The organism is Allobosea sp. CS1GBMeth4 (genome assembly GCF_900185715.1).
Classification (GTDB): domain Bacteria; phylum Pseudomonadota; class Alphaproteobacteria; order Rhizobiales; family Beijerinckiaceae; genus Allobosea.
The window spans coordinates 58330-72078 of the sequence record NZ_FYAS01000019.1 but is presented as its reverse complement, the minus strand read 5'-3'; the positions used below and the strand labels follow the sequence as shown (position 1 = coordinate 72078).

General features: G+C 68.7%; 16 protein-coding genes. 11 read left to right on the top strand and 5 right to left on the bottom strand.

All coding sequences use genetic code 11. From position 1 onward, the window contains the following. Positions 1–32: 32 nt before the first annotated feature. Positions 33–1796: a methyl-accepting chemotaxis protein gene (locus CS1GBM4_RS11620; RefSeq protein ID WP_186418883.1), complete on the top strand. Its 1764-nt coding sequence runs from the start codon at positions 33–35 to the stop codon at positions 1794–1796. Here the strand turns inward: CS1GBM4_RS11620 and CS1GBM4_RS11615 are convergent, their stop codons facing one another. Then, positions 1797–2801, bottom strand: a complete 1005-nt coding sequence (locus CS1GBM4_RS11615; protein ID WP_244607177.1) for a Gfo/Idh/MocA family oxidoreductase — start codon at positions 2799–2801, stop codon at positions 1797–1799. Between the two features lie 318 nt (positions 2802–3119). Here CS1GBM4_RS11615 and CS1GBM4_RS11610 point away from each other — a divergent pair, with 318 nt between their 5' ends. The 5 genes from CS1GBM4_RS11610 to CS1GBM4_RS11590 all read left to right on the top strand — a co-directional run bounded on the left by CS1GBM4_RS11610 (position 3120) and on the right by CS1GBM4_RS11590 (position 6796). Then, the gene (locus CS1GBM4_RS11610) at positions 3120–3758 is read left to right on the top strand and encodes a lysophospholipid acyltransferase family protein (protein ID WP_186418881.1); all 639 of its coding nucleotides are present in this window, start codon (positions 3120–3122) and stop codon (positions 3756–3758) included. Continuing rightward, entirely contained in the window at positions 3755–4705 is a 951-nt protein-coding gene (locus tag CS1GBM4_RS11605) for a phosphatidate cytidylyltransferase (RefSeq protein WP_186418880.1), read from the top strand. The genes CS1GBM4_RS11610 and CS1GBM4_RS11605 overlap by 4 nt, the downstream gene beginning before the upstream one ends. Further along, positions 4702–5109, top strand: a complete 408-nt coding sequence (locus CS1GBM4_RS11600; RefSeq protein WP_244607176.1) for a hypothetical protein — start codon at positions 4702–4704, stop codon at positions 5107–5109. The genes CS1GBM4_RS11605 and CS1GBM4_RS11600 overlap by 4 nt, the downstream gene beginning before the upstream one ends. Further along, positions 5096–5737 (top strand): CDP-alcohol phosphatidyltransferase family protein, encoded by a 642-nt coding sequence (locus CS1GBM4_RS11595; protein ID WP_186418879.1) that lies wholly within the window; start codon positions 5096–5098, stop codon positions 5735–5737. Before CS1GBM4_RS11600 ends, CS1GBM4_RS11595 begins: the two co-directional genes overlap by 14 nt. 111 nt (positions 5738–5848) lie before the next feature. After that, entirely contained in the window at positions 5849–6796 is a 948-nt protein-coding gene (locus tag CS1GBM4_RS11590; protein ID WP_186418878.1) for a hypothetical protein, read from the top strand. Here CS1GBM4_RS11590 and moaA read toward each other — a convergent pair. Next, entirely contained in the window at positions 6793–7821 is a 1029-nt protein-coding gene (moaA, locus tag CS1GBM4_RS11585; protein ID WP_186418877.1) for a GTP 3',8-cyclase MoaA, read from the bottom strand. The genes CS1GBM4_RS11590 and moaA overlap by 4 nt on opposite strands. A 145-nt stretch (positions 7822–7966) precedes the next feature. Here moaA and CS1GBM4_RS11580 point away from each other — a divergent pair, with 145 nt between their 5' ends. After that, positions 7967–8332, top strand: a complete 366-nt coding sequence (locus CS1GBM4_RS11580; protein ID WP_186418876.1) for a DUF971 domain-containing protein — start codon at positions 7967–7969, stop codon at positions 8330–8332. Between the two features lie 50 nt (positions 8333–8382). Here CS1GBM4_RS11580 and CS1GBM4_RS11575 read toward each other — a convergent pair whose 3' ends face one another. Further along, entirely contained in the window at positions 8383–8634 is a 252-nt protein-coding gene (locus tag CS1GBM4_RS11575; RefSeq protein ID WP_244607175.1) for a hypothetical protein, read from the bottom strand. Between the two features lie 98 nt (positions 8635–8732). On the opposite strand from CS1GBM4_RS11575, the gene CS1GBM4_RS11570 reads away from it, so the two are divergent. Next, the gene (locus CS1GBM4_RS11570) at positions 8733–9209 is read left to right on the top strand and encodes a lyase (protein ID WP_186418875.1); all 477 of its coding nucleotides are present in this window, start codon (positions 8733–8735) and stop codon (positions 9207–9209) included. A 107-nt stretch (positions 9210–9316) separates the two neighbouring features. On the opposite strand, the gene CS1GBM4_RS11565 is transcribed toward CS1GBM4_RS11570, so the two are convergent. Then, positions 9317–9895 (bottom strand): L,D-transpeptidase, encoded by a 579-nt coding sequence (locus tag CS1GBM4_RS11565; protein ID WP_186418874.1) that lies wholly within the window; start codon positions 9893–9895, stop codon positions 9317–9319. Between the two features lie 414 nt (positions 9896–10309). Between CS1GBM4_RS11565 and CS1GBM4_RS11560 the strand changes: the two genes are divergently transcribed. From CS1GBM4_RS11560 to CS1GBM4_RS11550, 3 genes are all read left to right on the top strand, one after another. Then, positions 10310–10585: a hypothetical protein gene (locus tag CS1GBM4_RS11560; RefSeq protein WP_186418873.1), complete on the top strand. Its 276-nt coding sequence runs from the start codon at positions 10310–10312 to the stop codon at positions 10583–10585. A gap of 213 nt (positions 10586–10798) precedes the next feature. After that, positions 10799–11437 carry an outer membrane protein gene (locus CS1GBM4_RS11555; RefSeq protein ID WP_186418872.1) on the top strand — a complete coding sequence of 213 codons (639 nt, stop codon included), beginning with the start codon at positions 10799–10801 and terminating at the stop codon, positions 11435–11437. 146 nt (positions 11438–11583) lie between these two features. Next, positions 11584–12267 (top strand): response regulator transcription factor, encoded by a 684-nt coding sequence (locus CS1GBM4_RS11550; protein ID WP_186418871.1) that lies wholly within the window; start codon positions 11584–11586, stop codon positions 12265–12267. Positions 12268–12342: 75 nt separating this feature from the next. Here CS1GBM4_RS11550 and CS1GBM4_RS11545 read toward each other — a convergent pair whose 3' ends face one another. Continuing rightward, on the bottom strand, positions 12343–13686 hold the full coding sequence (locus CS1GBM4_RS11545) for a HAMP domain-containing sensor histidine kinase (RefSeq protein ID WP_186418870.1): 1344 nt from the start codon (positions 13684–13686) through the stop codon (positions 12343–12345). Between the last annotated feature and the right edge of the window lie 63 nt (positions 13687–13749).

Below are 13749 nucleotides of genomic sequence, written 5' to 3'. Positions count from 1 at the left end.
TTCGGCTTCCTGTGTCGCCCCCGGGAATGCCTATGCTTGCTCGCTCAGTCTGGCGCCTGTTGGGCCGCGCCGGCCCATCTGCGTCGGCCTCGCCGCAAGCCGCGGTCGAGGCCTCGCCACCGCCGCAGCAGCCCGCCCCGGCCGAGACCTCGATCAGCGAGGCGATCAACGAGCTGGAGAGCGACGTCGTCGCGGCGATGCGCCGTCTCAATGACGGGCTCGACCAGGCGGAGGAGTGCTCCGAGCGGTCCGAAATCCGCTCGCGCGAGATCCGCGGCGGCATGGCCGAGCTCCGCGAAGCGGCCGTGCAGGCCAGCGAGAACTCGGCCGCGCTGGCGACCGCGACCCTGCAGGTGTCCGAAGCGGCCGAACGGGTCGGCGCCGCGATGACGGGCGCCCGCGACATGCTCGACACCGCCGCCGAGCGCGCCGCCGAGGCGACTGCGATGATCAACGGCCTCGCGACCGCGACCAGCGAGATCCGCTCGATCGTCGACGCCATCGCCGAGATCGCCCGCCAGACCAACCTGCTCGCGCTCAACGCCACCATCGAGGCGGCGCGCGCCGGCGAGGCGGGCAAGGGGTTCGGCGTCGTCGCGCAGGAGGTCAAGTCGCTCTCGCTCGGCGTCCGCGAGGCCGTCGACCATATCCGCAGCCAGGTCGACCGGTTGAACCAGGCGGCGCAGGGCTCTGCAGCCGTGGTCACCGACGCCTTCCGCCTGGTCGGCGAGGTCAACCCCGTCATGGCGACCGTCGGCGAGGCCTCGCAGGAGCAGGCGGCGGCCGCGGCCGAATTGTCGCGCAGCGCCGAGGCGACCGCGCGCTTCATCGACACGGTGCGCGACCGCGTCGCCGAGGTCGACCGCGTCGCGCTCGCCGCCGCCCAGGAGAATGCCGATGCGCGGCGCGCCCTTGCCGAGGGCACACGCCAGGCGGAAGGGCTGCTGGAGCGCTTCGTCCCGACGCTGCGCCACACCGTCTTCGCCGACAGGCGCCAGCATGACCGCTTTCCGGCCGAGTGCCCGGTCCGGCTCGATGTCGGCGGCCGCGTCGCCTCCGGCCGGACGATCGATCTCGGCTTCGGCGGCGCCTTGCTCGCCCTGGCCGAGGGCGAGATCGAGCCGGGCGCGCGCGGCATGCTGGCGATCGAGGTGCTGCCGTCATTGCCTTGCCGGGTGATGGCGCGCAGCGATCTCGGCCTCCATGTCGCCTTCGAGCGCGGCGACGAGGCGGCCCATGCCGCGCTGCACCGCCGGCTCGCCGAGATCGAGCATGGCTATCGCCCGCTGATCGAGCAGGCGCAGGAGTTCGCGCACCGGATCGCGGCGCTGCTCGAAGCGGCGCTGCGGACCGGCCGCCTGAGCGAGGACGAGCTGTTCGACACCGATTACGTCCCGGTCCCGGACACCAATCCGCGCCAGTTCGCCACCCGGGCCCTGCCGGTGCTGCAGGCGATCCTCCCGCCGGTGATGGAGCAGGCCAGGGCGGGCGATCCACGCCTCGTCTTCACCCTGCCGATCGACCGGAACGGCTATATCCCGGTCCATCATCCCGAATATTCGCAGCCGCAGCGGCCCGGCGATCCGGACTGGGACCCCGCCTACAGCCGCGACCGCCGGATCTTCGACGACCGCGCCGGCATCACGGCGGCGCGTTCGACGCGGCCCTTCGTCATCCAGTCCTATCATCGCGACATGGGCGGCGCCGGCATCCAGCTGATGCGCGAGGTCGACGCGCCGGTGCGCGTCGCCGGCCGCCATTGGGGCGGCGTGCGCATGGCCTATCGGATGGCCTGATCAGCCGCGCCCCGCCGCCAGGATCGCCTCGATCCAGCGCTGCGAGGTCAGGGCCTCTTCTCCCGTCACCATCGGATCGCGCCCGCTCTCGATCGCGTCGAGGAAGTCGGCGATCACGGCGCGATGGGCGTCGTGCGGGAAGTCCATGATGTTGGCGCCGCTGCCGGTCCTGCCTTCGGCCTCGACCACCTCCGAGCGCCCGTCGAGGAAGGAGAGCTGCAGCCGTCCGCCCACCAGCGCCGCATGCCCCTTGCTGCCGATGATCTCGATGCGCTCGGGATGGCCGGGATGGGCCGCGGTGGTGGCGACCAGCGTCGCCGGCGCGCCATTGCCGGTCTCGAGCAGGGCGCCGACATAGTCCTCGGTTTCCATCCGGTGCAGGGCGGTGGTGCGCACCTGCGCCGCGACGACCCTGGAGATGCCGACCAGCGAGCGGAACAGGTCGAAGGCGTGGATCGCCTGCGTCAGCAGCACGCCGCCGCCGTCGCGCGCCAGCGTGCCGCGCCCGGGCTCGTCGTAATAGTTCTGCGGCCGCCACCACGGCACGACGAGCAGGCCGGCCTCGACGCTGCCGAGCTCGCCGCTCTCCAGCGCCGCCCTGAGCCGCAGGCTCGCCGGCCGGAAACGGTGCTGCAGCACGACGCCGAAGGCCTTGCCCGAAGCCCGCGCCGCCGCGACCAGAGCCTCGCCGCGCGCCGCCGTCAGCTCCAGCGGCTTCTCGACCAGCACATGCTTGCCGGCGGCGAGGCAGCGCGCCCCGACCTCGAGATGGCTCGACGGCGGCGTCAGCACGATCACCGCCTCGACGGTGCCGTCGGCGAGGACCGCGTCGAGATCGGTCGTGCCCGGGAAGGGGAAGCGCTGCCGATAGGCGTCGAGCCGCTCCGGCGAGCGGCTGGCGACGTGCCGCACCTCGACCCGTTCCGCCAGGTCGACCAGGCCGTGCGAATGGGGCTGGGCGGCCGGGCCCAGGCCGATCACGGCGATGCCGATCTTGCGTGTCACCTTGCCTCCGTCGCTTCGGCTGGCCGCCGCACCGTCAGGTCCCGCCAGTCGAGTCCGCTGGCCGTGACTATCTGCCGTTGTCGCGCCCCGCTTCGCAATATCGCCGCCGAAGGGCGACATGAGGCGAGGCTGCGGGCGCCCGGAACGGACCCGGTGTCAGGCGATGCCGCGACAGGCCGGGCGAGGCGGCCGAGTCGGAGGGCTTCTCCGGCCACTCCGCCGGAGCCCCGCCGTCGAATTCGCCCCAGCCCCCGCCAAGATCGACAGCGCTCGAGATGAAGGCTACGTCTTCGCAGGCTGACGGAAGGGAAGGGGCGGATGCGCGAGATCGGGACCAGCCTGGCTGGTGCGCTCATCCTGTTCTTCGCCCGCTTCATCACGGCGGTCCGCGGGCGCTGGGACGGCGTCGCCCCGGCCGACGAGCAGCGCATCTATTTCGCCAATCATGCCAGCCACGGCGATTTCGTCCTGATCTGGACCGTGCTGCCGCGCCGCATGAGATCGACGACCCGCCCGGTCGCCGGAAGCGATTACTGGCTGAAGAACCGGCTGCGGCGCTTCATCGGCTGCGACGTCTTCAACGCCGTCCTGATCGATCGCGATCCCGCGACCCGGACCAGAGACCCGATCGTCCAGATGACGGAGGCGCTCGATGCCGGCGCCTCTCTCATCGTCTTCCCGGAAGGCACGCGCAACACGACGGAGGCGCCGCTGCTGCCGTTCAGGAGTGGTCTGTTCCACCTGGCGCAGGCGCGGCCCAACGTGGCGCTCGTGCCGGTGTGGATCGACAATCTCAACCGCGTCATGCCGAAGGGCGAGTTCGTGCCGGTGCCGCTGATCTGCACCGTCAGCTTCGGCGCCGCGCTCTCCAGCGCCGAGGGCGAGACGAAGCAGGATTTCCTGGCGAGGGCGCAGGCGGCGCTGCTCGCCCTGTCGCCGAAGGCGAGCGCGCCATGACCATGCCGCATCCGCATCTCGTCGCCGTGCTGGGCGGGCTGCTCGCCGTGCTGATCGTGGCCTCCGCGATCGGCTACCGGCTGCAGCGCCGGCTGTCGCCGGACGGCTCGAACGCCGTGATCGAGAATCTCAACGACCGCATCCGCGCCTGGTGGGTGATGGTCGTGCTGATGGGGCTGGCGCTGATCGGCGGCAAGACCGGCGTGACCGTGCTCTTCGCCTTCTGCTCCTTCGCCGCCCTGCGCGAATTCATCACGCTGACCAATACGCGCCGGGCCGACCATTGGGCGCTGGCGGCCGGCTTCTTCGTCGTGCTGCCGGTGCAGTACTACCTGATCTGGATCGACTGGTACGGCCTCTATTCGATCTTCATCCCGGTCTACGCCTTCCTGCTCATGCCGATCGTCGCGGCGCTGCGCGGCGACACCGACCATTTCCTCGTGCGCATCGCCGAGGTGCAGTGGGCGCTGATGATCTGCGTCTTCTGCACCTCGCATGTTCCGGCGCTGCTCAGCCTCGACATTCCCGGCTATCAGGGCCGCAACGTCCTGCTGATCGCCTTCCTCGTCATCGTCGTGCAGATGAGCGACGTGCTGCAATATGTCTGGGGCAAGCTGCTCGGCCGGACGAAGATCGCGCCCAGGCTGTCGCCGTCGAAGACGGTCGAGGGCTTCCTCGGCGGCGCGCTCAGCGCGACGGCCGTCGGCGCCGCCCTGTCCTGGATGACGCCGTTCAGCCCGCTGCAGGCGGCTTTCCTGGCGCTGGCGATCGTGCTGATGGGCTTCTTCGGCGGGCTCGTCATGTCGGCGATCAAGCGTGATCGCGGCATCAAGGACTGGGGACAGCTGATCGCCGGCCATGGCGGCTTCCTCGACCGGCTCGATTCGGTGGTGTTCTCCGCCCCGATCTTCTTCCACCTCGTCCGCTATGGCTGGTCGACGACGTGACCCGGCCGCTCGCGCGCCTGATGCGAAGCAGCATCGTCCATGTCGGCTTCGCCTTCCTCGCAATGGGGAGCTGGGCGGCCTTCGCCAACCGCGCCCATGCGATGCCGGCGCCGCTGCTCGCCGGTCTGATCCAGGGCACGCTGTCCGCTTTCATCACCCTGCTGCTGAAACGGGGCATCGAATATCTCGCCAGCCGTTTCATCGGCCTGGCCGCACTGCTGGCGCCGCCGGCGATCGCCGGTGTTGTATCTGCCAGTCTGTTGACCTTCATCCACACCATCGGCGGCACGCCCGAGATCGCCAGGACGATCGCCGTCCCGCTCACCGTCGCGACCAGCTATGCGGCGCTCTACAATCTCTCGCTGTGGCGGAGCAGGAAGGCGATGAACCATGGCCCAGGGTAGCGACCGGCGTCCGCTCGCGAGCCGCGACACCGGCTGGGCCCGGGCGGTCGCGCGCCGGCTGAGCGCCAGCGGCATCACGCCGAACCAGATCTCGATGGCGAGCATGGCGATGGCGGCCGTCGCCGGCGCCGCCTTCTGGCTCGCGGGCACGGCGGCTCCGGGGTCCCGCGCCGCCCTGCTTCTTGCCGCCGCCCTGTTCTGTCAGCTCAGATTGCTCTGCAACCTCTTCGACGGCATGGTTGCGATCGAGGGCGGCAAGCAGGCCGCCGACGGCCCGTTCTGGAACGAGTTTCCCGATCGGATCGCCGATATCCTCATCCTCGCCGGCGTGGGCTACGGCATCGGCGCGCCGGCCCTCGGCTGGGCGGCGGCCGCCTTTGCGGTGCTGACCGCCTACACCCGCGAGCTCGGCCGCAATTGCGGGCTGCCGGCCGATTTCTCCGGCCCGATGGCCAAGCAGCACCGCATGGCGACGATCACCGCGGCGGCGCTGCTGTCGCTGCCGGAGCCGCTCTGGCGCGGGCAGAACGAGGTGCTGGCTGTCGCGCTCTGGCTGGTCGCGCTGGGCACCGCCGTGACCGCCCTCAGGCGGGCGGCGACCATCGTGCGCGGATTGCGCGGGCGCTGACCACGTCGAGGACCATGAGATGCTTTGTCTGCGCGCAAGGATAGAAAACTGACGGGGTTCAGCTACTAATCGGTGGTGGCGAGGCGCAGCAGGTGAGAGAGCGTCAGCGAGATGGGTGAGGATGTCGGTGCGATCGAGACGCTGGAGCTCGACAAACTTGCCAATGAAGCCATCGGCCAGGGCGAGCTCGACCGGGCGCTGCTGTATTTTGATGAGTTGAGCCGGCGATATCCAGACATCGCGAGCCTTCACTACATGCGCGGGCTTGCACAGAAATACCGCAGGCGATGGCCTGACGCTCTGCGCCACAACCTCATGTCCCAATCGCTGCAGGACGAGTTCGACGAAGCCTCCGCCTGGAATGCGGGGATCGCGGCGACTGCGATCAGGGACTGGAACGTCGCCCGCGACCAATGGGCCAGATGTGGTATCGCGTTGCCTGGCGAAGAGGGGCCGATCCAGGCGGATTTCGGTGTCGTCAGCATCCGCCTGAACGCCTGGGGCGATGGCGAGACGCTGTTTGCGAGGCGCATCGACCCGGTGCGCGCACGGCTCCTGAACATTCCTCTTCCTGAGAGCGGCTATTGTTACGACGATATCGTGCTGCATGACGGAGCTGCGACGGGCCAGCGCAACCTTCGCGGCGAGGTCGTCCCCGTCTTCAACGCGCTGGAGCGCTGGGAACCTTCACTCTTCCCGACATTCACAGCCTTCGTGACCTGTGCCGACCAGGATGAGCTCGCGCCGCTGCTGAGATCGCAGGCGCCCGGTGTCGCCTACCTCGAAGACTGGACGGAGTCGCTGGCCTATATCTGCCTGAAATGCAGCTATGGCCTGCCACACCGCCATGATCACGAGCAGGCGCCGGCCGGTTGGAAAGCAAGCAGGCACATCGGAATCGCTGCGCAGAGCCGCCATTCGGTCGAAAAGGTCCTCGCTGACTGGCAGGCAGGTGGCGAGCAGCGCTCCGTCGATGCGATCGAGACCCGCACCTTTCCGGTGCCGCCCCCCGCCGACGGCCATGTCTGGTGGCGAGCGCCGGACGAAGAGAGCGATTAGCCCCCGGTCACACTCATATGCCGTCCCACCGCCGCGCGCGGGCGCCTGCGGTCGATCACGAAATCATGGCCCTTGGGCTTGCGGGCGATCGCCTCGTCCATCGCCCGGTAGAGCAGGGCGTCGTCGCCGGAGGCGCGGATCGGGGCTCGCAGGTCGGCGGCGTCCTCCTGGCCGAGGCACATATAGAGCGTACCGGTGCAGGTCAGGCGCACGCGGTTGCAGCTCTCGCAGAAATTATGGGTCATCGGCGTGATGAAGCCGACGAGCCCGCCGGTCTCGGCAACCCGGACATAGCGCGCCGGCCCGCCGGTGCGGTACGGATCGTCGTCGAGCGTGTAGCGCTCCATCAGCCGGGCCCGCACCAGCGAGAGCGGCAGGAACTGGTCGAGCCGCGCCGGCTCGATCTCGCCGAGCGGCATCACCTCGATCAGCGTCAGGTCCATGCCGAGCCCGTGGGCCCACTGCATCAGCCCCTCGATCTCGTCCTCGTTGACGCCCTTCAGCGCGACCGCGTTGATCTTGACCCGCAGCCCCGCCGCGCGCGCCGCCTCGATGCCGGCGAGCACCTTGGCGAGATCGCCCCAGCGGGTGATCTTGCGGAACTTGTCGGGGTCGAGCGTGTCGAGCGAGACGTTGACGCGGCGCACCCCGCAATCGGCCAGCTCCTGCGCATAACGGGCGAGCTGCGAGCCGTTGGTGGTCAGGGTGAGCTCGTCCAGCGCGCCCGAGGCCAGATGGCGCGAGAGCGAGCGGAACAGGTTCATGATGTCGCGGCGGACCAGCGGCTCGCCGCCGGTGATGCGCAGTTTGCGGGTGCCGCGCATGACGAAGGCGCTGGCGACGCGGTCGATCTCCTCGAGCGTCAAGAGGTCGCGCTTGGGCAGGAAGGCCATGTCCTCGGACATGCAGTAGACGCAGCGGAAATCGCAGCGATCCGTCACCGAGATGCGCAAGTAGGAGATGTCGCGGCCGAACGGGTCGGTCAGCGGCGCGCGGCTCAGCGGTTTGACGGGGGCTTGCAGCACTCTGGTTTCGTCCCTGTCGCGTATCGACCCCTGCGCGCACGGTGCAAGGCGTCCGCCGGATTGCTATAACCCGCCGAACATTGGCATCGCCGCGCGCGGCGTCAATAGCGGCGATCGTCACATCCCTTTGGCAAAGAACACGAAGATGTCAGCCTGGCCGACCGAGATCCGCCTGTCGAAGGACAGGCGCACCCTTCACGTCTCCTTCGAGGACGGGGCGAGCTATGCGCTGCCGGCCGAATTGCTGCGGGTCGAGAGCCCTTCGGCCGAGGTGCAGGGCCACGGCCCGTCCCAGAAGCAGACCGTGCCGGGTAAGCGCGAGGTCGAGATCCTCAAGGTCGAGCCGGTCGGCCACTACGCCGTGCGCCTGACCTTCGACGACATGCACGACACCGGCATCTATGGCTGGGACTATCTGCGCGAACTCGGCCGGCACGGCGAGGCGAAGATGCAGGCCTATTGCGACGCGCTGGCGGCGAAGGGCCTGTCGCGGGAGCGGGGGCGGCGGTGAGAGGGCGATGCTGCCGGCGCGCCGTGTCAACGATGGGTCGACAGCGGCCGTCATGAGCGCGGCGACACGAACCATTCCATAGGATCGTCGCCCCGTCGGTAGCTCAATCCCGCCTTTTCAAGCGTTGCAGTTAGGTCGATGGGGCAGAGGCACAAATCCAAGTCGTGCCAGTCCTTGCCTTCCGGCCAGCGCACAAACGGATTTTGGCTTTGCCAGATGAGTCTGTCTTCGCCGCCGATGAGCATCGCTAGTTGCCGAGGCGTGTCATACGAACGCCCGTTCGCGATGACTGAGTTGCACACGCTCGTGCCTCCTAGTTACAGCAAATTTGCCGCGTGGGCGTCAGGCCCGCAACGGGTCGTAAGCGGCCATTAAGCGCGCTTGCCCAATATCAGACCTCATGAGCGAGCTTTACCAACCGGCGTCAGATTTTCTCATCATGGTCGCGAATGGCGAGGTGCCGCTCACTGGAAGCGAGTTCGCCGACGCGAATTTGCATATGCTGCTGTATTACACACGCGACAGCGATCTCTCCAACCGCGACTGGGCGACGTTTCTACTCGCGCACGCTGATGTCGATAGAGCGGAGGTCACCGTAGCTCTCCATCGGTGCTTAGAAGATGAGAGCGAGAACGTACAAGAAGAGGCGATGGTGGGGCTTGCCCGGCGCCACGACCTGACAGCACTTCCACGGCTTCATGGCTGGTTGCGACAGGGAGCGTTGTCGCGAATGATTCTTGAAGCTGCTGCGGAATTCGGTGAATCATCGATTTGCCAATCCCTTGAGAGCGTTGAGCAATTGGCCAACGAATTGGGACTGCGTTTCCTCTGGGAAGAGGCTTGCGAAAAGTGCGGCTGCCCAAGGAAGTCAGCTTAGGTCGAAAGCGGTCACACTCTCCGTTACCAAACAGCCCGTTAGCCAAGCGCCAAACAAAAAGGCCGGCGAAACGCCGGCCTTCCGCGATCCTTGAAACGTGCCGCGGCTCAGCGCGCCACGACCACCCGGGTGCCGACCTTGGCGCGCTCGTAGAGGTCGATCACGTCCTCGTTCAGCATGCGGATGCAGCCCGAGGAGACCGCCTGGCCGATCGTCTCCGGCTCGTTCGAGCCGTGGATGCGGTAGAGCGTCGAGCCGAGATACATGGCGCGGGCGCCGAGCGGGTTCTCCGGGCCGCCGGGCATGAAGCGCGGCAGGTCGGGGCGGCGCTTCAGCATCTGCGACGGCGGCGTCCAGCTCGGCCACTCGGCCTTGCGGGTGATGGTCTGGGTTCCGCCCCATTCGAAGCCGGGACGGCCGACGCCGACGCCGTAGCGCACGGCCTTGCCTTCGGGCAGCACGAAATAGAGGCGGCGCTCGGCGGTGTTGATCACGATCGTCCCGGGCCGCTGCTTGCCGTCATAGGAGACGATCTCGCGCGGGATCGCGGTCGCCTGCGCCTTGGCGGGGTCGACATAGGTGACGAGCGGCTGGCGGGTGAGCGGGTCGATTTCGGCGACGGCGGCGGTCGCGGTGGCGGCGAAGGCCGTGCCGGCGATCAGGGCCAAACGGAAGAAGCGGAGCATGGCGGCCTCGGGGGCGGTTCGGGGATGGGCGGGCGCGAGGAAAGGTGACGGAAAAACGTCAACAATTCCCCAAATCTCTGGCAGAGCGGTGGCTGCCGTTCAATCGATCGGTCTTCACATCGGCGCGACCTTCCGAGCTTTCGATGCGCCCGTTGCGGCGCTGCAACAGGCGCTGTCGTCTGCGGGTCTGCTTGGCTCGATCTGGGCGGTTTTCGGGCGAAGGCGCGGCGCTGCGGCGGCCCTCCTGGCCTGCGCCTGCGATTGCGCGCCCGCCCTGGCGAGTCGGCTGCGATGCGACGATCCCGGCGATTGCCGTTAACCCGTCATTCGCCTTACAATCACGTCCCAAGGCAACTTCCGATTGCAATGCCGGGCGGGCTCTGCTCCGTTTCGGAAAACTCCGGGAGGCTCGCCATGCCTGCGTGCCAAGTCAATGCCGGGCCGGAAGAACTCGCTGCCTTGAGCCTCGCCTTTCACGAGGCGTGGCAGCATGTCGGCCCGATCGGCGGCCCGTTCGAGACTCCCCATCGCGAGTGGCTCGCGCGCCTGATTCTCGGCCTGCGCCGTTCCGGCCATTCCGGCGACATCACGCTGCTCGCGATCGAGCAGTTCATGGCGACCGCGCCGCTGGCCGAATGGGCGAGCACGAGAGGCGCGCAGACGCGCCCGGGGCGGGTCGCCCAGGGCTGAGCCCTTTCGATCGGATTGGGCAGTCATTCCGGCCGCAGCGGCGCACTGCGCGGCGATCGCACCGCAATTCCGGCGCTCCGCTCCGCCTGTCGCCGGGCAACGTTGCCGTAATCTTCGCCCGCAATCTGCACGGCGCTGACCCGGCCCGATGCGCGGCGCCGCGGTCGCAAGCCTGATGCGTCGGCGGCGACGAAGCCGCCGCAAGGAGTCTTCATGTCCCGTCTCATCCCGATGGCCGGCCTCGGCCTCATGGCCCTGCTCGCGCTTCCTGCCGCGGCGGCCGATCGCCCCGTGCGTGCGCAGGAATGGCCGGCCTATACGCAGCCGCGTGCCTACAACTGGAACGGCGTCTATGTCGGCGTGCATGCCGGCGGCGCCTTCGACCGTTTCGAGGGCACCGCCCGCAAGAGCCGCAACGAGCTGCTGCTCGGCGGCCAGCTCGGCTACAACTTCCAGATGGGCGGCCTCGTCACCGGTCTGGAGGCCGACATCTCGGCGGGCGGGCTCGGCAAGGACGCCAGGCGCGCCGGCGGCATCAGCGCCGACATGCGCTATGTCAGCACCTTGAAGGCCAGAGCCGGCTTCGCCTTCGACCGCTTCCTGGTCTACGGCCTCGGCGGCGTCGCCTATGGCAGCCTGAAGGCGAGCGACGGCCTTGTCTCGAAGGAGAAGAGCAAGCTCGGCTATGTCGTCGGCGCCGGCGCCGAATACGGCATCACCGACCACCTCTCGGCCAAGCTCGAATACAATTACGTCTCGCTCGGCAAGCAGGCCTTCCAGTTCAGCGGCGGCCGCGCCCGCGTCGGCGTCAGCGAGCATCTCGTCAAGGCCGGCCTGAACTACCGGTTCTGAACCCCGAGATTCCGGGCCGGCGACCGGCCCGGATCATCCTGCGGCCCCGTGGCCGTGCCCTGGCATGGATGGAGTGCGATGCGTCTGGATATTTCGCCCCTATTCCGGCATCACGCTCCATCCGTGCACCCTGATCTGTCCCCTCCATGCGCGCACTGATCGTCGAGGACGAGCCACAATTGATGGCTTTCCTGTCCTCGCTCCTCACCAATGCCGGCCTGATCGCCGATCGCACGGCCACGATCGAGCTGGCGCTCGCCGCCTTGCGCTCGACCCCGTTCGACGTCGCCATCGTCGACCGGAAGCTGCCCGACGGCGACGGCCTGTCGATCGTCAAGGCGCTGAGCGCGGCCGAGACGCGGCCCGCCTTCCTGATCCTGACCGCCCGCGACGCCAAGATGGACGTGATCGAGGGGCTGAACGGCGGAGCGGACGATTACCTGGTCAAGCCCTTCGAGCCGGAGGAACTGCTGGCGCGGCTGCGTGTGATCATGCGCCGGCGTCATCCCCGGCGCTCGCTGGTGATCACGGCCGGCAACCTCTCGCTGGATCTCGAGGGCCGCTGCGCCAGCGTCGGCCCGGAGCGGCTCGATCTGCGGCGGCGCGAGGCGCTGATCCTGGAGGCGCTGGTCCAGCGCGTCGGCCGCGTCGTCACCCGCGACGTCCTGATCGAGGCCGTCTACGGCTTCGACGACCTGATCGAATCCAACACCCTCGAGGCCCAGATCTCCCGGCTGCGGCGCAAGCTCAAGGAGGCCGGCGCCCGCGTCGAGATCACCTCGCTGCGCGGCATCGGCTACATGCTGCGGGTGTCGGAAGCGGTGTGCTGAAACACGCCGTCTGTCCGGGCTCATCGCTGCGTGAAGCCTTGGAACGACGGGCAATCTCAACCGAAGCGCCGCACCTCAGGCGCCCTCGCTTTCGCGCGGCGGGAAGGCGAGACGCACCACGGTACCGCCGCCCGGCCGGCCGAGGATGGTGAGCGTCCCGCCATGGGCGGCCATGATGTCCCGCACGATCGTCAGGCCGAGCCCGGCGCCGGTCGAACTCTGCGACATCCGGTTGAACGGCTCGGTCACCTGCGAGCGGTCGGCGGCCGCGATGCCGACCCCGTCGTCGGCGACCTCGATCACAGCGCCGTCGATGACCTTCACCAGGATCGTCGACCTCGCCTGGGCATGGCGCAGCGCATTGTCGACGAGATTGGCGATGGCTGCCCGCACCGTCGGTTCGTTGGCTTCGATCGGCGAGCGGCGGTCGCCTTCCTCCTCGAGCGCGACATCGGCGCCGTTGCTGAGGATCAGCGGCGCGAGATCGGCCAGCACCGCGCGCGCGATGCGGTTGAGCTGCAGCGGCTCGAAGGGCAGCTCGGTGCTGTGCAGCCGGGCGAGCTGCAGCATCGACGAGACGATGGTGGTCAGCCGGCTGACATCGGTGGTGAGCGCGAGCCGCGTCTGGTCGTCCGGCAGCGCGTCGATCCGGCTGCGCATCACGGTCAGCGGCGTGCGCAGCTCATGCGCGACATTGTTCATGAAGCGCCGTTGCACCGCCATGGTCCCGGCGATCTGGTCGAGCGCGGCATTGAGCGCGGTGGTCAGCGGCATCAGCTCGATCGCGGTCTCCTCGGTCGGCAGCAGGCCGCGCGGCGCCCTCGGGTCGATCCTTGCCGCCGCTTCGGCCGCGCTGCGCAGCCGCTCGCCGATATAGGACGCCGACATCGCGATCGCGCCGGCGATCAGCAGGCCGAAGATCACCGAGATCGCCAGCGCCGAGCCGGCGATCCCGCGCAGGTGATAGCCGAGGATCAGGTCCCAGCCCGGCCGGCCGCCGCCGGTCGCGACGATGATGCGGGTCCCGTCCTTCTCGATCACGTCGAAGGCGAGCGCATTGTCGCCGCCGACCCGCATCTGCGCGGCGATGGTCGGGCCGTCGAGCCGGATATCGATCGGCAGGCCCGGCCGCAACTCTGGCGCATACTCGACGACGGAACGTCCGTCGGACACCAGGTACCAGAGCGTCGGGCTGCTCTGCTCGATCCGGGTCAGCCCCGCGGTCTTCTCGACCTGCAAGGCGTCGCCGGAGGGCTGGCGGACGCTCTGCTGGATGATCTGTGAGGTGACGTCGTTGCGCAGGACGCCGGGATCTTCCGTGACCAGCGCGAAGGCGATGACGGCGCCGATGAAGGCGGTGAACAGGACGATGCCGAACAGCGACAGCCGGATGGTGAGGGCGCGCGACAGCGACGTCATGGCCGGTATCCGTCACGCTGCCGGGCGGCGTCGCGAGCCGCCCGGAACGGCAGGCCCGCCGGA